The following is an 18,913-nucleotide window of genomic DNA, read 5'->3' on the forward strand; positions in this document are numbered from 1 at the left end:
GCCATGACTGGACATGAAAGAAGTGTGTCGATTGCACAGATGCGCCCTGACAAGCGCGTCGACCCGGAACATCGCATGCGCCTGGACGCGGCGATCCACCGTCAGGGTCGCGGCTGGCTCAGCGGCCGCGATGGTGGCCGCCCATGGCAGCTGTCGCGGACCAACCGGGTGGTCGCCTGCCTCGGCGCGCTGACGATTCTCGTGCTGATCTCGCCAGTGCTGCTGGGCCTGGCCCTGGCCATCAAGCTCACCAGCCCGGGGCCGGTGCTGTTCGTGCAGAAACGCACCGGTTATCGCGGGCGCAAGTTCGGCATGTTCAAGTTCCGCACCATGGTCAGCAACGCCGAAGAACTCAAAGAGTCGCTGCGCCACCTGAACAAGCACGGTGCAGACGCCATCGACTTCAAGATCGACAAAGACCCGCGCGTCACCGGCATCGGCAGTTTTCTACGGCGCACCAGCCTCGATGAGCTGCCGAATCTGATCAACGTGATGACCGGCGACATGCGCCTGGTCGGCCCTCGCCCGACCTCGTTCAACGCTTACCGCTACAAGGACAATCACCTCGCGCGTCTGGCGATCTACCCCGGCATGACCGGTCTGTGGCAGATCTCCGGACGCAGCAACATCGACTTCGACCAGCGCGTTGAGTTGGACCTCAGCTACATCGCCGAGCAGAGCCTTCTGCTTGATCTGAAGATTCTGTTGAAAACCCCCTTCAAAGTATTCAGCGGCCACGGAGCAAGCTAATGGACGGTTCAACCAATAAAAGCCTGAGCATCGCCAGCCCCAGCGAATCGAATCTGACTTCGACCGTGCTGGATCTCGATCTGCGCATTCTGTTCCTGACCGCCGCCAACCCCGGCGCCGGCACCACCACCAGCGCGCTGGCACTGGCCAGTCAACTGGCGCAGATGAGCAGCGGCCAGGTGCTGCTGGTCGATGCCAGCCAGTCGGCGAACAACCTCACCCAGCAGATGAACCTCGGCAAGGAGCGCGGCCTGCGCGACCTGCTGTTCAACCCGGGCAACCCGCCGCTGTTGCAGGACTGCGTGGTGCAGGTCTCGAGCCTGCCCTTCCATGTGCTGCCCAACGGCCGGCCGATCCGCACGCTGGAACACCTGACCGCCGAGCGCCTGAGCCCGTTGCTCGACCAGTTGGGCAGCCAGTACCGCTTTGTGGTGATCGACGGCGACGCGGTGTATTCCGCCGCCGACACCCTGGTCATCAGCACTCAGGTCGACGGCGTGGTGTTTGTCGTACGCGCCGAAGACACCCGCTGGGAAGTCGCCCAGGCCGCTGTGCAACGCCTGACTCAGGCCGGGGCGAAAGTGGTCGGCAGCGTGTTCAACCGGCGTAAGTACTACATGCCCAAATGGCTTTACAAAAACCTGTAAGCGAACGCAAAGGATGACGCCATGAACGCCAGAATGCTTGTCCTGCTGTTGCTGCCGCTTGCGGGCTGCACCAGCACTTCCGAGACCCGCAACATGCCGGTGAATATTCTCACCGCCACACCGGCCAACGCCCAGGCCACCGACATGCCGCGGGTCGAACAGACCCTGCGCCCGAAAGACGTGCTGGATGTGATCTTTCACATCAGCACCAGCGGTTCGGACGCTTACCGCGTGCAATCAGGTGACCAGATCGGCCTGAATTTCACCGCCGCCAGTCAGCTCAACGGCACGCAACTGGTGCTGCCCGACGGCACTATCGAACTGCCGGGCGCCAACACCTCGGTGAAAATCGCCGGGCTGACCAGCGAAGAAGCCCGTCAGGAAATCCAGCGTGCGTATCAGCGCAAGCAACTGTTCCAACCCAACCGCAATCAGCTCTCGGTACAGATTCTCAGCCCGCTGAGCAACGAGCAGAACCTTAAAAGTGCGCTGAACCATCCGGCCACCGGCATGAGCCGCGAGATCACCGTCGGCACTGATGGCTACGCGAGTTTTCCGGAAATCGGCGCGGTGCCGCTGCAAGGCATGACCGTCAATCAGCTGGAAACCTTCCTCAATCAGAGATACGCGCAACTGCCGGGCCGCATGACTGTGGATGTGCTGCTCAAGTCCACCGCCGGCAACGAGATCTACGTGCTCGGCGAAGTCGCACAACCGGGCTCCTACCCGATCCGCCGGCCGGTGTCAGTGCTCGAGGCGCTGACTCTGGCGCGCGGCACCAACGTCAAGGCGCGGCTGGATTCGGTGGTGATCATGCGGCGCAACGGCAATCAGGTGCAGGCGATGAACTACGACGTCGAAAAGGCCTTGTCCGGGGACGCGCCACAAATCGCCTATCTGCAGCCGGACGACATGCTCTACGTGCCAAAAACCAAACTGGCCAGCGCCGGCGAACTCGCCCGCCAACTGGCTGATGTGGTGCTGTTCCAGGGCGTCGGTTTCAGCTTCGGCTACCGCGTCGACAACAAAGGCAGTGACAACTGACTCTCAGGTGACCGACATGAACCCAAAAGAAAATTACCTGCACGAGTTCTTCAGGATTTTCTTCGCCAACAAGCAAACGGTGAAGCGCATCTTCCTGACCTTTGCAGTGATCGCCCTGCTCCTGCCGTTGTTGCTCAAACAGAGCTTCGATATCACCGCGCAGGTCATCGTGCAGTCGAAAAAGCTGTCTCAGGGCGATGCGACCACCTCGCTGACCCAGGACAGCGCCACCTTCATTCCGCCGTCGCTGGCGGACATGGAAACCGAAAGCAACATCCTCCGTTCGCCGGCGCTGATCCGTCAGACCATCAGCGAACTGCGCGACATGGGTCAGTACAACCCGCCGCCGGGGATGCTCAGCAAGCTGGCGGGCGAGCCGTTCAAGCGTTACGTCAGCACGCCGCTGCGCGAATACGTGATCAATCCGCTGCGTGATGCGCTGGGCATGCAAACCGATCCGGTGCGCGACACGGCACTGGACGGTTTGACCCAGGACGCCATCGACAACCTGAAGATCGAAACCCTGCCGGGTTCCAATGTGATCTCGATCGTCTACAGCTTTCCCGATCCGGCCCAAGGCACAACGTTTGTTGCCGCGTTGCTGCAGAACTATCTGGTCGATCGTCAGGCGTTGCAATCGATCGAGCTGCCGCATTCGTTCTACGAAACCAAGAAGCATCAGTATCAGGTGCGCCTCGATGGTCTTGAAGGCGCGCGGCTGAGCCTGCTGGAAAGCGTCGGTTCTTCCGACCCGAAAGAGGAAATCACCTTTCGCCTCAACGCGATCAACACCGAAGAGCAGGCACTCAACCTGTATCGCGATCGCTTGCTGCAGAGCCAACGCTGGCTCGATTACCTGAAAACCAGCCTGGCCGCCGCCAACACCAACAAGCTCAACGACTACACCTTCCCGTTCACCTTCACCACGACGGTGGACAACATTGCCTTCGAGGACCGCGAGATCAGGCAGATGGGCGAGGCGCTGACCACTCAGGTCAGCCGCTATATGAATGACCTGGCGGTATTCCAGCCTGGCAGCGAGCCGATGTTGCTGGCCCGCGAGCAAATTGCCCGCACCCGCCAACAGTTCCTCAAAGTGGTCAACAACCGCATCCAGGAGCGCACGATCGACCTGTCGGTGGTGAGCCAGGTCATCGAGCAGAAAACCGCGCGCATTGCCGAGTTCAAGAATCGCATCCATCAGTTGCAGCAGACCCAAAGCAAGCTGCGCCAGATGGACACCGAGATCGGCGCCTTGCACGCAGCGTTTTCCACCTATGCGCAACGCTTTGCCGAAAGCAGCACGACACGAGCTTTGGACAACGACTTGTCCAACGCCCGGGTATTGAGTCCACCGTTCGAGCCGACCGAAGCGGCTTTTCCCAAGCCGATGCTGATCATTCCATTCGGGCTGTTCACCGGGCTGCTGCTGGCAATCGCGTTCGTCTATGTGCGTGAGTTCTTCGACCATCGCTTCAAGCATCCGGCGCAAATCAGCCATGAACTGGGCGTGCCAGTGTTGTTGGTGCTCAACGAAGAAACGTCGCAGCCGGGCAATCCGCACAAGAACTGGACCATGCCGAGCCTGGTTCACTGGGTGCGCAATTGAACGCGGTGTCCACCCCAATCGTCGCCCTGCCGATCATTCATTTGCTCAGCAGCGGCGGCTTCTACGGGGCCGAGCGGATGTTGCTGGATCATTGCCTGGCCACGCCGGGGCAGCACCAGGTGCTGTTCCTCGACGCGCCGCCAGAACTGATCGCGCGCTTTCGTGAAGCCGGGGTGGACGCTCGCGCTTGTGCCGGGCTCGGCGAATTGCTGCGGCACTTGCGTCAGCGCCGTGGCGACCAACCATTGCTCAACACCCACAACTTCAAAGGGCTGTTGTTCGGCTGGGTCGGCGCCACGCTGTTGCGCCTGCCGCTGGTGATCACCCAGCACGGCTTCACGCCGCGCAGTCGCAAACAGAAGTTCTACACCTGGCTGAGCCTGCAACTGTGCCGCACGGCGTCGGTGAAACGGGTGGTTTGCGTGGCACAAAGCATCGCCACGCTGCATCTGAAGGCCAGCGTGAGCGCGGAGAAGTTGCAGGTGATTCCCAACGGTTTGCCACCGGCGCCAGCGATGCCGCCGCTGGCAGAGCGGCAACGCTGGCTGGCCGGTTACGTCGGGCGGTTGAGCAGTGAAAAAGGCCCGGATCTGTTTCTCGATGCGCTGATTGCGTTGTGTCACCAGCATCCGCAACTGGACGCGGTGATGCTCGGTGACGGCCCGGAACGCGAGGCCTTGCAGGCGCGTATCGACGCTGCCGATTTGCAGCAGCGGATTCGCCTGCCGGGCTATCAGACGGCGATGCAAGGCTGGTGGCAACAACTCGATGCGCTGGTGATCAGCTCGCGCACCGAGGGCACGCCGATGATTCTGCTCGAAGCGATGCAGGCCGGCGTGCCGGTGGTGGCGTTCGCGGTCGGCGGCATTCCGGATGTCTTGCAGGACCGCCACAACGGCCTGCTCGCGGCGCCGACGGATACCGCCGCCCTCGCCCGCCAGCTCGACACACTGCTGGCCGAACCGAAGCTGGCCGCGCAGTTGCGCGACAACGCCAGACGCACCCAACAGGAGCGCTACGACCTCAAGTCTTTGGCCGAATGCTGGTCGCAGCTGTACATCCAAACGGCACGGGAGACACGCGCATGATTTTCCCGCTCTCGATCGTCAGTCTGTTCGCCCTGGTCAGCCTCGGTTTGCTGGCCAGTCCCTGGCCGTATCTGGCACCGGGGGCGGTTATTGGTCTGGTCGGTTTCACCGTTCTGTACCGCAAGCCAACCTGGGGCCTGCTCGGCATTGCCGCGCTGGTGCCGTTCGAAGGTTTCTTCAAGGACAGCTCGGTATCGGGCAGCAAATTGATCGGTGCCTCGCTGGCAGTAATCGTGATGCTGCAACTGGCGCTGCACCAGATCCCCTCGCAGCGCCTGCGCAGCAATCTGTGGCGTTACCTGATCGGTTTCATGGCGCTGTACCTGCTGAGCCTGTTCGCCAGCGACAATCTGGGCATGTCGCAGACTCATCTGCGTGAACTGAGCGTGGGCCTGGTCTTGTTCGTGATCACCCTGTTGATCGGCCGTGAGTTGAATCTGGATCTGTTCGCCCGACTGGTCACGCTCAGTGTCAGCGCGACCTGCGCGATGGCGATGTTTTCCAGCCGATTCCAGGACAAGGGCCGCGCCGCCGGCCTGCTCGAAGACCCGAATGCCTTTGCCCTGCTGATCGCTTTCGCCGTGCCGCTGGGCCTGCTGCTGGTGATTCGCAGCCCGAACCTGCTGCATCGTCTGTTCTGGGCTGGCTGCTGCCTGTTGCTGCTCGGCGGCATGACCAAAACCGAGTCGCGCTCAGGGCTGGTGGTACTGGCGCTGAGTCTGGCAATCGGGGTCTGGCACTACCGCCAGCAGTTGACCCGCATTCGTCCACGGCATTTCGGCTTCGCCATGCTCGGTGCTGCGATCATCCTGCCCTTGGCGATCTATGCGATGCCGGCCGGTTATCTGGCACGCATTCAATCGCTGAGCATCCTCAGCGCCGGGGCCAAGGCCCAGGACGAATCCCTCGGCCGTCGCGCCTCGTACATTGTCGTTGGCAGCCAGATCATTCGCGAGCATCCGCTGCTCGGCTCCGGCCCTGGCACCTTTCCGCTGCACTACGCGACCACCGGTTATGCCAAGGCGTTCTCGGCCAACCGCAAGATCGGCGACCTGTATCGCCGGGCGCATAACACTTATCTGGAGATCTTCAGCGAACTGGGGATTCCCGCCGGCCTGCTGTTTGTCGGCATGCTGGTGCAGGGTTTCTACAACCTGATCCGTGCACGACGCACGTGGCTGCAACGGCGCGAGTGGCAGCACGCAAGCATGGTTACCCATCTGGGCATGAGCTTTCTGTCATTGACGCTGTTCCTGATGTTCCTCAGTGCGCCGAACCTGAAATACCTGTGGATCATGCTGGCGCTGACCTGGGTGCTGCGCCTGAAAGCCGAGCAGGCAGCGCTGACGGAGGGCAAAGCATGAGCCGGATCAGCATTGTCATTCCGATGTACAACGAAGCCCGGCACATTGGCCGAACGCTGCTGGCCGCCAGCAAGGCCGCGCACGCAGCCGACATCGACTGTGAACTGATCGTTGTCGACAACGGCTCCACCGACGAAGGGCAGCAGATCGCCCGCGCATTCGGCGCGCAGGTTCTGCTGCTGCCCGGGCTGCTGATCGGCGCCTTGCGCAATCGTGGCGCAACGGTTGCCCGCGGTGAATGGCTGGCGTTCATCGATGCCGATATCGAGATGCCGGAAGACTGGCTGAAGCAGATGTTCGCTTTGGCTGCGGACGACCGGGGCGACGTCTTCGGCCTCGACCTGCACACCCCTGCTGCCGCGCCATGGTTCGCCGCCGCGTGGCAGCGCCGCTCTTTGCGCCCGTCGGGCCGCGCCACGCGCACTGTGCAATGGCTGCCCAGTGCCAACCTGCTGATGCGCAAGCAGTGGTTCGACAAGGTCGGCGGATTCAACGAAACCCTGCGCACCGGCGAGGACAAGGAATACACCCTGCGCCTGCACAGACACGGTGCTCGCCTGCTGTCGGTCAATACCAGCGTCGCTCTGCATTGGGGCTACGAAATGACCTGGCGCGAGTGGGTCGGCAAGGAACTGTGGCGTCAGGGCAGTCACCTGCAATTGCTCCGTGCCCACGGCATGAGCCTGCGCCTGCTGCGGTTTCCGCTGCTCTCGTTACTGGTGTGGCTGCTTGATGCTCTGGCGATTATTTCGTTGCTGGGCGGCTACGCGCAGCAGGCGTTACTGCTGCTGATGGCAGGCCTGCTGCCCAGTCTGCTGCTCAGCCTGCGGCAAAGCATTGGCCAGCATAACCTCAGCCTGACCTTGCAGCTCTGGGGCCTGCACTGGGTGCGCCTGCACTTGGCAAGCGCAGCATTGATTCTCGGTCTGTGTCATTGGAATGCAAGGAGGCCTGCCCGTGGCTGAACTCATTTTTTGCCTGTGCCTGTTGTTGCCAGCGTACGCCTACATCGGCTATCCGCTGCTGCTCACCTTGCTCGCGCCACTGTTCCCGGCCTGGCGACATGCCCCCGCACCGCCGCTGAACGTCAGCATCGTGATTGCCGCGCACAACGAGGCACGCCATATCGAGCACAAGCTGCGCACGCTGCTGGCTCAGGACTATCAGCCGGCCGCGTTGCAGATCATTCTGGCCAGCGACGGTTCGACCGATGACACCGTGGCTTGCGCGCACAAAGTGATTGATCCGCGCATCACCGTGCTCGACCTGCCGCGCCAGGGCAAAGCCGCCACCCTGAATGCCGGCGCCGCCCTGAGCAGCGGCGACATTCTGGTGTTCACCGATGCCGACAACCAATGGTCGCGCGATACCCTCGGCCACTTGCTCGCGCCGTTGAGCGATCCGCAGGTCGGCGCCTGCGCGGGGCACATGGTGATCCCGGTTAGCGGTGGTGGCCTGAGCATCGGCGACAGTCTGTATCGGCATTACGAAGGCTGGTTGCGCCGGGTCGAGAATCGCACCGGCTGCATGGTCTCCGCCGACGGCGCCCTGCTCGCCTTGCGCCGCGAGCTATTCCAGACCGTGCCGGCCGAGGTCAACGATGATTTCTTCATCAGTACCTGCGCACCGGTGGCGCATAAACGCATCGTCTACGTGCCCGAGGCGCAGGTGATCGATCAGGGCGTCGACGAAGCGGACAAGCAATGGCGTCGCCGCCAGCGGGTCACCGTCGGTGGCCTGCAGAGCCTGGCGCAACGCCGTGAACTGCTCAATCCCTTCAAGCACGGCCTGTATTCGATCGCGTTGATCAGCCACAAACTGATTCGTCGACTGGCGCCGGTGCTGTTGTTGCCGCTGCTGCTGAGCAATTTCTGGCTGTGGAACCAGCACGGTTTCTATCGCCTGAGCCTGCTCGCGCAATTGCTCGGTTACTCGATTGCCATCGCCGGCCTGCTGGATTCGCAACACCGTTTACCGAAACCGTTCCGCCTCGCGGCCTTCCTGCTGGTGACGCTGGCAGGCATGAGCGTCGGCCTGTGGCAGTTCCTGCGCGGGCAACGGTACGCACAGTGGAATCCTGACCAGAATCGTTGAGAGGGCGCATGCCATGGCTATCAAACAACTGATAAAACGCACCAGCGGCTGGCTCTATCTCAACTCGTCCGTGGGGCGCAGCCAGTTGCACGGGGCCGGGGTCATCCTGATGCTCCACCGAGTGCTGGCCAACGACCGTGCGGCCAACCTGCCGCACCGCAATGAACTGTGTGTCGGCCCGCAGGCGTTCGAACACTTGCTGATATGGCTGCGCAAGCATTTCGATTGCGTGCCGCTAATGGAGTTGTTGCAGCCCAACGCCCTGCGCACCGAGCGCCCGCGCGTGGCGCTGACCTTCGATGACGGCTGGCGTGACAACGCGGTTAATGCCTATCCGCTGCTGCAAAAATATCAGGTGCCGGCGAGCATTTTTCTTTCCACCGATTTCATTGGCAGTCGGCAACGGTTCTGGTGGGAAAGCGTCGGTGAAACGCTGTGGGGCAGCCATGGCGAAAAGGCGCGCATGCACCTGATCGAGCACCTGCGCATCACCGGTCATCCGCTGCCGGTACTGCTCGACGATATCGATGTCGACCGGCGCAGCCTGGCGCTGCTGCATTACCTGCAGGGGCTGAAGAGCCTCGATCCGCAGGAACTCGAACGTCTGACCAATCAGTGTCCGCCGGATTCTCTGCCGCAAGCGCTGGACTGGCATCAGGTGCGCGCCATGGAAGCGTCCGGTCTGGTGCGCTTCGGCCCCCACGGCGCCAGTCATGCGATCCTCACTGGCCTGGATGACATGCGTTTGCACGAAGAAATCAGCCGCAGCCGCGACGCCCTGCACAACGGCTGCAATCGGCCACTGCCGGTGTATTGCTACCCCAACGGCGACAACGATGAGCGCGTGCGCGAGCAGGTCGCCAATCACGATTATCCGTTTGCGCTTGGCACGTCCACCGGACTCTATCGCGGCGCCGGCGACCCGCTGAACCTGCCGCGCTTCGGCGTCAGCCAACGTACCGCGCGCAATCCGGAGCTGCTGTCGCTACGGATCTTTCGCGGGGCACGGCCATGAGTCGCGGCAGCTACATCAAGCACCTCGCCCTGAGCATGGGCACCAAACTGACGATGATCGCCCTGCGCCTGCTGCGCAATGTGTTGCTGGCGCGGATTCTCGGGCCGAGCGAACGCGGTCTGTTCGCCCTGCTCAGCACCCTGCCGGATCTGATCAGTGCGGCCACCAGCGGCGGCTTGAATTCGGCAGTCGGTTATGAAGCGGCTAACCAGCGGCCGATGGGGCTGTTGCTCGCCCAGGTGCTGGTGTTCGGTTGTCTGCTGGCCGGGCTGCTGACGTTGCTGGTGGTGGCGCTGGCGCGAGAATTTGGCAGCGAACTCGACGTCACGATGCAGCTCGGTCTGCTGGCGTGGCTGTTGCTGCTGGCGGTACCGCTGACCGTGCTCAAAAGCGGCCTGCTGACCTTGCACAACGCGTCGGGTGGCGTGGTCGCCTTCAATGTCCTGCGCCTGATCGAATCGCTGGCACCGCTGCTGCTTTTTGTTGCGCTGTTCTGGATGTGGAAAGAGGCGGCACTCGAAGCGGCGCTCATCAGTTGGCTGGCCGGTATCAGCCTGGTGGTGCTGGTGGGCTGGATGTCGCTCAAACGCGCTCAGCCGCTGCAACTGCAATGGGATCGTGCAAGCCAGAAGGAGCTGCTGAAATTCAGTGCACGCAGCCATCCGGACCTGCTGTTCCAACAGGTGATCCTGCGCTCCGATTACTTGTTCATCGGCGCCCTGCTCGGTAGCAGCGCGCTCGGCCATTACGCCATGGCCAGCGCCGCTGCTGAACTGTTGCTGATCGTTCCGGAAGCGGTCACCACACCGCTGATGAAGCGTCTGCTGCAACAGGACAAGGGCATGGACAAGGTCACGCCGCTGGCGCTGCGCCTGACCGCGACGGTAATGCTTTGCGCCTGCATCACCATGGCGCTGATCGGCGAATGGCTGATCATCACCCTGTTCGGCGTCGCCTACCAACCCGCGTATCCGGCACTGCTGGCTTTGCTGCCGGGGCTGTTGGGCCTGTGCTACGCAAGCATTCTGCGCCTGGACCTGATCGGCAAGAACCGCCCTGCCACGGTCTCGCTGATGATGGGGGTTGGGGCGTTGCTCAACCTGGGCCTGAACCTGCTGCTGATCCCCAGCTACGGCATCGTCGGCGCAGCGGCGGCGTCCTCGATTGCCTATCTGGCAGTGACCCTGGCGATGCTGGTGCTTTATTGCAGGCTGAGCGGCGTGCCGTTCTGGCACACGCTGTTCATTCTGCCCGGTGACCTCAGCCCGATGTGGCTGATGCTGCACCGCAGGAAAGCCGCATGAAGCGCCTGGCCCTGCTGCTCGGACTCGGCATGACGCTGAACGCCTTCGCTGCGCCGATGCAGTGGGGCGACATTCGCGACGGCAGCCTGTATCTGCAAGCCGACCGCCCGGATACAGTCACCGTGCGCTGGGTTCCGGCGTGGCAGGCCGAGGCCAATGAAGAGCATATCTATCTGCTTGACGGCTATGGCCGCTTGCAAGGTGATCGCTTCATCAAGGCCAGTGAGGTTCGCGGTTCGCAAAGCTGGCCGCTGGTGCCGGGAGCTGCCGGTTATCGCCTGGAGATTCCCGGCTACAGCTTCCGTAGTTACCGCGTCGAGCATGACGCAACCACCGTGGCGCTGTTCAGTCCGGCCAAAGTGCATTTCAGCGTCGAAACCCGCAATGGTACTGAGCTGTTTTTCCAGGTCGCACCGGGAGAGCATGCGGTGCTGAACGGCAAATACCATGGCGGCGTCAACGCGCTGCAAGCACAGCGTGTAGACGATGGACAACAGCTGTCGCTGGCCCTTAAGCCCCACCGCGCCTATTGGCAATTCGATCAAGTGGCCTTGCCGGTCAGTGACCGGCCTCAGACCTGGCGCTTGCGCCTGCAGGGCAGCGGCAAAGCGGCGTTCTGGCTCGATGGCACGGCCAACCTGTTTGCGCAGAATCCGCAGCAGCTGCAGCCAGTGCATGAAGAATCGGGTGAGGTCCGCCTGACCCTGCACGCCATGGTGCTCGGGCGCACTCCGGATCTGGGCATCGCGCTGCCCAATCTGTTGCCGCCCGCGAGCAGTCATGCCGCATTGGATGCGTTGAAACCGAGTGCGGCGAGCTACTACAGCTACGTTGACATAACGTCGAAAAGTGCCCGCTTCGAAGACCCGGTTCGTCAGCTTTATCAGACGCGCTTCGGCATCCGCCAGGACATTACCCTGCTCGCCGGCACCGGGCGTCAGGCCAATCTGCGCGCCGATGTGCAAAGCAGCAACGGCCTCGAGACGTGGCTCGCCGGCACTCGTGCCTTGGATGGTCAAGGCACGCATTACATCGGCTTCGCCGACGAGCCGAATCTCAACTATTCGAGCTACGACGAATACCGCTCGATTTTCGTCAGCATGGCCCGCCAGGTTCGCAGCAATCCGGCCAATGCCAGTGCCGGTGTGCGCATCGCCATGCCGGCCACTTCGCGCCTGGTCAACGGCCCGTTCGCCAATAACGCCGCAGACAAACGCGGGATCGATTGGGCACGGCGTCTGCTCAGTGAAGCGCCCGATCAGATTGACGCGTTGGCCTGGCACGAATGGATGATCCGCGACCTGCTCGCCACTCGCGTCTACCGCGACAGCGTGCGCCGCGCCGCGGAGCTGGTCGGCCTCGACGCAAAGGGTCAGCCGCGCAAAGCATTGCTACTCGATCAGACCAATCTGTCCAGTGGCTCGAGCCTGAGCCCGTACGACCAGGAAACTCATTACGCCGCGCTGTGGTGGGCATCAGTGGTCATCAATGCTTCTCAGGACGGCTTGCTGAGCATGCTCAACTGGTTTCAGGCGGCCGACGAACCGCCCTACGCCAAGGGCATGGTGCGCGTGTTGGCCGGCGATCGCTTCGAGCTGAAACCGGTCGGCCTGGCCCAGCAATTCATCGCCCGGCATTGGCTGCCGCACGTGCTGCAGCTGGATAACGACGCCTTCGAAGTGGACGTACTGGCGATGGCCGGCGACGAGCAGCGCACGTTGCTCGGGGTGAACAAAGGCACGCGCCTGCAACGCGTTGCTCTAAGCGGTGCCAAGTGCCCGCTCAACCAAGGCGCCCTGCATTTCTTCGGCGCTGACAATCGCGCCCGCGACGCACCATTTGCCTGCGAACACGGGCGCGTGCGTTTCGAATTACCCGGGCAAACCCTGTTTGCCCTGAACTGGAACGCTTCATGAACCGCCCTTCTGCCCTGCGAGCGTGATGCTACGCGCGGCACTTTCATCAGGAGAAGAGACCATGGATATCTTTAAAAAACTCAGCGGACATATCCGTCGCAAAGGTCTGCGAGCGACCTTGGCGAAGATCCGCAGAATGTACATTTTTTCCCATCGGCAACTGCTGTGGATGGAACGGGATCTGGTCAGCCCCGTGCCGCCGCACAACCTCAAACCATACCCGCCACTGCGATTAATGCGGATCACCGCAGACAACGCCAGCGCCTTCACCCGTTACTTCGGCGACCGTGTCGGCGTCATGGCCGAACTCGCCAATGAAGGTCACACCGGGCATATGCATGTCGACGAGCATGGCGATGCCGTGGCGTTTATCTGGGGCTCGCCGCGTGATTATTTTGATCGGCATTACTACGGTTGCCGGTTCCCGGTGAAACCTGGCGAGTTTTTCGAGTTCGGTGGCGAACTGACTCGCGCCTACTGGGGCACCGAATTGTCGGTTGATCTGCAACTACGCTTGTGGAAAGCCATGGCCATCAAAGGCTGCCGCAAAGTGGTCGATGTCTGTGAATCGACAAACATCCCGGCGCTCAAGCTGCACCTGCGCATGGGCTATACCGAACAACAGCGGATCATGAATATCTACACGCTGTTCGGTCGCTGGCGCTTTTATCGCGAAACCCGTTACAGCGGGTCGCGCCTGAACGCACTGCGCAAAACTTCCCGTCCACCTGTCCCAGCAACGGCGGCCTGAACCATGGCGATGCGATTCGAATGGCGCACATCGCTGTGCGCTGCCGACTTCCCGGCGACGGCCTACGAGGCATTGCGCCTGCGCGTGACCGACCACACGCCGTTCAACAATCTCGGCTGGTTGTGCGCGGCAGAGCAGGCGTTGGAAGAGAATCATTGCCTGCACGTTCTGCTCGGCTGGGAAGCAGAGGCTTTGCGCCTGTGCCTGCCCCTGGTGTCCAGCCGCGAACGCTTCGCGGGCGTGCCATTTCGCGTCTTGCGCCACTTGGGTTATCCGCTGGCCGATCGGTTGGCCCTGCTGTCGTTGCTCGGCGCAGAGGGTATGCGCGATGCGCTGATGCTGATCCGTCAGCGCCTGCCCCATGCGCTGCTGCAACTCAACGAACTGTCGGAACCTGCCGGGGAAGAAAGTGCCCTCACCGATTGGATGGCGCGTAGCTCCACCGCTGAACGGCGCCTGAGTTGCCGGGTGCCGGTGCATCTGATCAGCGACGCCGACCAGCAGGAAGTTTCCGGCGACCCGCGCTACAAACTGCGTCGTGCGCGCAAACGGATTGCCGCGTGCGGCGCCCAAGTGCGGCGAATCACCCCCGATGCGCTGTCGATGCCTACGGTTTTACAGGCGTTGCAAGAAGTCGAGTCGGTCAGTTGGAAAGGTGACGAGGGCGTCGGCATTTTCGCAACTGACCACAGCCGTCAATGGATACAGAACGCCTTCACCGCCCTCGCCGCTCAAGGGCTGGTGCGAGTGGTGATACTGGAGCTGGACGGCCGCTGCATCAGTTATCGGCTCGGCCTGCTCGAGCAGGGCCGCCTCTACGACTACAACCTGGCGTTCCTGCCGCAACATGCCGATCTGGGCAGTGGTCGAGTGCTGCTGGAGGAATGGATTCGCTGGGGCCTGGACGAGCAATGGCACTGGATCGATGCCTCGCGGGTCAGCCTGGAAAACTCCAGTCATCAACTGCACGAGCGCATGACCGGACAACTGGAACACTGGCGCTGGAGCTTCTACTCATGGCGCCCCAGTGGCTTGCTGCTGGGCCTGGGCCTGCGTTTTTGGTACTGCGTCAAACCGGCCCTGCAAAAATGGCGCGCACAGCGTGCCGGCAAACCGAAAGCGGCAAATACCTGCGCAACTCAACCGGCAACATCATCCACCACACCAGGGCTAGCGCCTCGGAGAGCATCATGAACGTCATCGACAAACTGCTTCAGCGCATCAAACAAAAAGGCCTGCGCCGCACCCTTGGCGCTTTCGGCAAACGTTATGTCTTCGCTCACCGTGAATTGCTGTGGATGGAGCGCGATCTGGTCACGCCGATCGCGCCGAACAAACTGCGCCCCTGTGAAGGTTTACATAGAGTCGACATCACCGAGGATAACGCCAAGGCTTTCGGCAAGTACTTTGGTGACCGTGTGCAGACCATGGCCGAGCTGGCCGCTGAAGGGCACACGGGGCACATGTACCTGGACCCGGAAGGTCACACCGTCGGATTCGTCTGGGCCAGCACTCGCGACTATTACGATCGACACTTCTATCGCTACACGTTCACGATCGAGCCCGGTGAGTACTTCCAGTTCGGTGCCGAAATTGCCCGGCCCTATTTCGGCAGCACCTTGACCGTCGACGCACAGACCGCACTTTGGCAAGTCATGGACGCCGGGGGGTATAAAAAGGTGGTGGATATCTGTGACAACGCCAATATCCAGGCCCTGAAGATGCATGTGCGCCTGGGCTACAAGGAACAAGGGCGGATCACGCATGTTTACGACCTGTTCGGCCACTGGCGCTTCTTCCGCGAAACGCGCTACAGCGAGTCGAGGCTGGAGGCGCTGCGCAAGCCGGAAAGACCAGTAGTAAGTACGCCCGCGCAGGCTTGATTCAGGCTGAATATTTGCGGCGGTTTTGATACCGCCATCGCGAGCAGGCTCGCTCCCACACTGAAATGCGTTTCCCTGTGGGAGCGAGCCTGCTTGCGATGAGGCCAGTAGCTGCACCCGCAGCTCTCACAAGCGATTGGCTGGTTGCCTACAAACTGTGACGACACTTCCAACATCCAGTAAAGATCTGGCCGACTGATTATCCATGGCCATCTGGTTAAAGTCGGCCAGCTACGCAACTGTCGGAGGCGACAAATCCTCACAAAGCGCAGACATCCGACGCGCACAAAAAATGGCAAAGGAGGTTTAACCATGAGCCAGACTTTGACGAATTTCGACATGGTCGCGCTGCTCGACAGTGATGAAGCCATCAGTGAGTACCTGTCACAGGTTCTTGCAGACGCAGACAGCGAAGAATTCCTTCGCGCAATCGGTTACGTTTTGAGAGCGCGAGGAATGACGCAGATCGCCAAGAATTCAGGCATGGGTCGCGAAAGTTTGTACAAAGCTTTTGCTCCCGGAGCGAAGCCGCGCTTTGACACAGTGTTGAAGGTGATTCATGCGCTGGGCATTGATCTTTATGCGCAGCCGGGGCACGTAGTCAATCACGCCGTTCCCTGAATTTTCTGGCGGTCACAAGGCCGCCATCGCGAGCAGGCTCGCTCCCACATTGGAATGCGTTTCCCTGTGGGAGCGAGCCTGCTCGCGAAAAGGCCAGCCGTCGCAAAAAAGGTTCTCAGGCCTTGCTCGCCACCAGGCTAAAGCACATCGGCAGCTGCGCCTGCTGGTTCAGGTAGCAGTCATACACCTCTTCCCGGTTCGAATGCGCATATTCCTGAAAATCCACAATGCGCAGCCCCGCTCCAATGGCGCCGCTGAAGATCGCGCCCAGCGTATGCACGAACCAGTACGACTTCGCCGCCGGCTGCTCGACCTTGCCGACATACACAATCGGTTCTTCCTGCACAAACGGCTCGACACGGAAATACGAGCTGGCGAGGCGGAAAGGATCTTCAGCCTGCGGATCAACCATTTCCAGAAACGGATGGGTTTCGTAGATCACCAGCTTGCCGCCCGGCTTCAGCACCTGCGCGACATGACGGAAGAATTCGCCGATGTCAGGCATCCAGTTGAGTACACCAATGGTAATCAGGGCTACGTCGAAGCGGTTATGCAGCGATGCGGGCAGATGGTGGATGTCGCTCTCGACGAATTCGGCAGTATGCGGCGAGCGGCTGTTGAGCTCGCGGGCCTGCTCAAGAAACGCTGCGGATTGATCGACGCCGACGACACTGCGGGCACCCAGCGCAAACAGTGACAGGCTCTCCCGACCGTTATTGCAGCCCAGTTGAATCACGTCTTTGCCGTCGACGTCCAGCAAGCCGCGCGAGGTGTCATCAAGGCAGCAAAACTCCGCCTGCGCGACATCGTTGAGCAATGCCTGCCAGTCCGGCGAATCCTGATGATGACGGGCGGAATCGTTCCACGCCTGTCGATTGCTTTCGATGGCGGTTTTGGGATTGGGCACTTCCATGGCGCTACTCCGGGTGAGGCTCGTGATTGAGCGGCGTGAGTCTAGAACAGACCCGGGGTGGCGGTTGTTCCAATGTTGTAATCACACTGCGCAGTCCTCTTCAGCGAGTCCTACAGAAAAAGGAAGGAACTCGGGATACCCCAACCGTTTTCCTACATCTTCCGTCGGTTGGCCGTCGGAAGCGCTCAGTCTAGGATTTGTCGAACTACAAGTACTCATGGAGCTCGACCCAGATGCAGTTCATCCAGACAACGACGACAGCAATCCCTGTACCGAATAGACTGCCAGGCATTGATCCCGGAGGCACAATGGACGGCAAAATCTTTCCCGACGATTCAGGGTTTGAAAACGACGAGCAGGCTGCCAGTCATGATCGCTGGTTGCGAGCCAAGGTGCAGGCGTCCAGAGATGATCCCCATCCGAGTCTCCCCCATGAGGACGTGATGGCGGACATGCATGCCTTGATCGAATCCATGCGAAAAAAGGCCGATGCAGATTGAGTGGCGGCCCGAAGCCAAGGCCGATCTTTCGAACATCCTCAGATACATTGGCGAGAGAAACTTTGCAGCCGCAGTGAGTCTCTCGAAATCCATCGAAGAATCCACAACCTCACTCTCCGTTCATCCCCATCTCTACCGTAAAGGTCGATCTCCCGGCACCCGGGAAATCGTTGTACATCCTAACTACGTAGTGATTTATGAGGTGACGGATCGAATCGAGATACTCAGCGTTTTGCATACCCGACAGGAATATCCATAAAGACATCGCAGGAAAAAACGGTGTGACGTTCGCCCGATCGATAACACGCCGTTTGCCCAGTAGGCACCACTATCAAAGATTCACATGACTCTGGTTAAGCCGCTCACGCAAAAACTCCACCAGCGCCTGCACCGGCCGCGAAGCCTGGCGATGCTGCGGATAAACCGCCGACAGGGTCAGCGGCTCCGGGCGTAAATCATCCAGCACTGGCACCAGCCGCCCGTCCTTCAGCGCCGCGCCGACGATGAAGGTCGGCAGATAAGTAATTCCCATCCCCTGCACCGCGGCGTCCCGCAGCAGTTCGCCGTTGTTGACGCGCATGCGCCCGGTGACGTTGATCAGCAGCGGTTTGCCCGGCGCTTCGTTGAAGCGCCATTGCACCGAGCGCCCGTGGCCGTAAGGCAGGCAGTCGTGGCTGTGCAGGTCTTCGGGTTTGAGTGGTGTGCCGCGTTCGGCGAGGTAGGCCGGGCTGGCGCAGTAGACCCGTTCGATGCTGGCGATACGTCGGGCGATCAGTGTCGAGTCTTCCAGCACGCCGATGCGCAGGGCCAGATCGTAACCTTCGCCGAGCAGGTCGACCGGGCGATCGCTTAAATCGACCTCGACGGTGACTTCGCGATAACGCTGCAGGAACAACGGCAGCAGACAACCCAGATGCGCCACCGCGAACGACAGCGGCGCGCTGAGGCGAATCGTGCCGCGCGGCTCGGCGGTTTCACCGGCGATGCCCTGCTCGACCTGCTCGACTTCTCCGAGCAAACGCAACGCCGATTCGTAATAGCTCTGCCCCAGCGGGGTGACGTCGAGGCGGCGGGTCGAGCGGTTCAACAAGCGCACACCGAGGCGCTCTTCCAGTTGCATCAAACGGCGGCTGACGAACTGCTTGGACAGCCCCAACTGATCGGCCGCAGCGGTGAAGCTGCCGGAGTCCATCACCTGGCAAAAAATACGCATGTCTTCGAACGGGTTCATTGTCACTCTCTGGTGGACAGTTAAACGCTTTATAGCCGCTTTTTCGCTTTTCAGCAGCCCATTAATCTGTGCTCACGGTTTGAAAACAACCCTGAACATAAAGAGCTGCCGAAGGCAGCCATCTGATCGTTGGGACGCGGAGCGTCCCCGGCTGCATTCCCACGCAGAGCGTGGGAACGATCA

General features: G+C 61.1%; 19 protein-coding genes. 17 read left to right on the plus strand and 2 right to left on the minus strand.

Annotation, left to right across the window (positions count from 1 at the left end; genetic code table 11):
- Window positions 1-3: 3 nt before the first annotated feature.
- From JWU58_RS16965 to JWU58_RS17035, 15 genes are all read left to right on the plus strand, one after another.
- Complete coding sequence (locus tag JWU58_RS16965) at window positions 4-750, plus strand: sugar transferase (protein ID WP_206420591.1); 747 nt, start codon at window positions 4-6, stop codon at window positions 748-750.
- Window positions 750-1,397: a CpsD/CapB family tyrosine-protein kinase gene (locus JWU58_RS16970; protein WP_024012451.1), complete on the plus strand. Its 648-nt coding sequence runs from the start codon at window positions 750-752 to the stop codon at window positions 1,395-1,397. The genes JWU58_RS16965 and JWU58_RS16970 overlap by 1 nt, the downstream gene beginning before the upstream one ends.
- Before the next feature lie 21 nt (window positions 1,398-1,418).
- Window positions 1,419-2,441: a polysaccharide biosynthesis/export family protein gene (locus tag JWU58_RS16975; protein ID WP_016774099.1), complete on the plus strand. Its 1,023-nt coding sequence runs from the start codon at window positions 1,419-1,421 to the stop codon at window positions 2,439-2,441.
- Between the two features lie 16 nt (window positions 2,442-2,457).
- On the plus strand, window positions 2,458-4,050 hold the full coding sequence (locus tag JWU58_RS16980) for a GumC family protein (protein WP_056784537.1): 1,593 nt from the start codon (window positions 2,458-2,460) through the stop codon (window positions 4,048-4,050).
- The gene (locus JWU58_RS16985) at window positions 4,047-5,138 is read left to right on the plus strand and encodes a glycosyltransferase family 4 protein (RefSeq protein ID WP_206420592.1); all 1,092 of its coding nucleotides are present in this window, start codon (window positions 4,047-4,049) and stop codon (window positions 5,136-5,138) included. The genes JWU58_RS16980 and JWU58_RS16985 overlap by 4 nt, the downstream gene beginning before the upstream one ends.
- Window positions 5,135-6,502, plus strand: coding sequence for an O-antigen ligase family protein (locus JWU58_RS16990; RefSeq protein ID WP_206420593.1), 1,368 nt, complete (start codon window positions 5,135-5,137; stop codon window positions 6,500-6,502). The genes JWU58_RS16985 and JWU58_RS16990 overlap by 4 nt, the downstream gene beginning before the upstream one ends.
- Window positions 6,499-7,467 carry a glycosyltransferase gene (locus JWU58_RS16995; RefSeq protein ID WP_206420594.1) on the plus strand — a complete coding sequence of 323 codons (969 nt, stop codon included), beginning with the start codon at window positions 6,499-6,501 and terminating at the stop codon, window positions 7,465-7,467. Before JWU58_RS16990 ends, JWU58_RS16995 begins: the two co-directional genes overlap by 4 nt.
- The gene (locus tag JWU58_RS17000; RefSeq protein WP_206420595.1) at window positions 7,460-8,596 is read left to right on the plus strand and encodes a glycosyltransferase; all 1,137 of its coding nucleotides are present in this window, start codon (window positions 7,460-7,462) and stop codon (window positions 8,594-8,596) included. Before JWU58_RS16995 ends, JWU58_RS17000 begins: the two co-directional genes overlap by 8 nt.
- A gap of 13 nt (window positions 8,597-8,609) precedes the next feature.
- Window positions 8,610-9,611 carry a polysaccharide deacetylase family protein gene (locus tag JWU58_RS17005; protein WP_206420596.1) on the plus strand — a complete coding sequence of 334 codons (1,002 nt, stop codon included), beginning with the start codon at window positions 8,610-8,612 and terminating at the stop codon, window positions 9,609-9,611.
- The gene (locus JWU58_RS17010; RefSeq protein ID WP_206420597.1) at window positions 9,608-10,915 is read left to right on the plus strand and encodes an oligosaccharide flippase family protein; all 1,308 of its coding nucleotides are present in this window, start codon (window positions 9,608-9,610) and stop codon (window positions 10,913-10,915) included. The genes JWU58_RS17005 and JWU58_RS17010 overlap by 4 nt, the downstream gene beginning before the upstream one ends.
- Window positions 10,912-12,831: a hypothetical protein gene (locus tag JWU58_RS17015; RefSeq protein ID WP_206420598.1), complete on the plus strand. Its 1,920-nt coding sequence runs from the start codon at window positions 10,912-10,914 to the stop codon at window positions 12,829-12,831. The genes JWU58_RS17010 and JWU58_RS17015 overlap by 4 nt, the downstream gene beginning before the upstream one ends.
- Before the next feature lie 61 nt (window positions 12,832-12,892).
- On the plus strand, window positions 12,893-13,582 hold the full coding sequence (locus JWU58_RS17020; protein WP_206420599.1) for a GNAT family N-acetyltransferase: 690 nt from the start codon (window positions 12,893-12,895) through the stop codon (window positions 13,580-13,582).
- 3 nt (window positions 13,583-13,585) lie between these two features.
- Window positions 13,586-14,776, plus strand: coding sequence for a GNAT family N-acetyltransferase (locus JWU58_RS17025; protein WP_206420600.1), 1,191 nt, complete (start codon window positions 13,586-13,588; stop codon window positions 14,774-14,776).
- A complete protein-coding gene (locus JWU58_RS17030; protein ID WP_123443213.1) occupies window positions 14,773-15,465 on the plus strand; it encodes an N-acetyltransferase in 693 nt (230 codons plus the stop codon). The genes JWU58_RS17025 and JWU58_RS17030 overlap by 4 nt, the downstream gene beginning before the upstream one ends.
- Before the next feature lie 312 nt (window positions 15,466-15,777).
- On the plus strand, window positions 15,778-16,086 hold the full coding sequence (locus tag JWU58_RS17035; protein ID WP_016774087.1) for an addiction module antidote protein: 309 nt from the start codon (window positions 15,778-15,780) through the stop codon (window positions 16,084-16,086).
- 115 nt (window positions 16,087-16,201) lie between these two features.
- Here the strand turns inward: JWU58_RS17035 and JWU58_RS17040 are convergent, their stop codons facing one another.
- Entirely contained in the window at window positions 16,202-16,999 is a 798-nt protein-coding gene (locus tag JWU58_RS17040) for a class I SAM-dependent methyltransferase (RefSeq protein WP_125915893.1), read from the minus strand.
- Between the two features lie 308 nt (window positions 17,000-17,307).
- On the opposite strand from JWU58_RS17040, the gene relB reads away from it, so the two are divergent.
- On the plus strand, window positions 17,308-17,499 hold the full coding sequence (gene relB, locus JWU58_RS17045) for a type II toxin-antitoxin system RelB family antitoxin (RefSeq protein ID WP_038862015.1): 192 nt from the start codon (window positions 17,308-17,310) through the stop codon (window positions 17,497-17,499).
- Entirely contained in the window at window positions 17,489-17,758 is a 270-nt protein-coding gene (locus tag JWU58_RS17050; protein ID WP_082228561.1) for a type II toxin-antitoxin system RelE/ParE family toxin, read from the plus strand. Before relB ends, JWU58_RS17050 begins: the two co-directional genes overlap by 11 nt.
- 72 nt (window positions 17,759-17,830) lie before the next feature.
- Here the strand turns inward: JWU58_RS17050 and JWU58_RS17055 are convergent, their stop codons facing one another.
- Complete coding sequence (locus tag JWU58_RS17055; protein WP_024012435.1) at window positions 17,831-18,730, minus strand: LysR family transcriptional regulator; 900 nt, start codon at window positions 18,728-18,730, stop codon at window positions 17,831-17,833.
- Window positions 18,731-18,913: the final 183 nt, after the last annotated feature.

It is taken from the genome of Pseudomonas atacamensis (assembly GCF_017167965.1).
Lineage (GTDB): Bacteria > Pseudomonadota > Gammaproteobacteria > Pseudomonadales > Pseudomonadaceae > Aquipseudomonas > Aquipseudomonas atacamensis.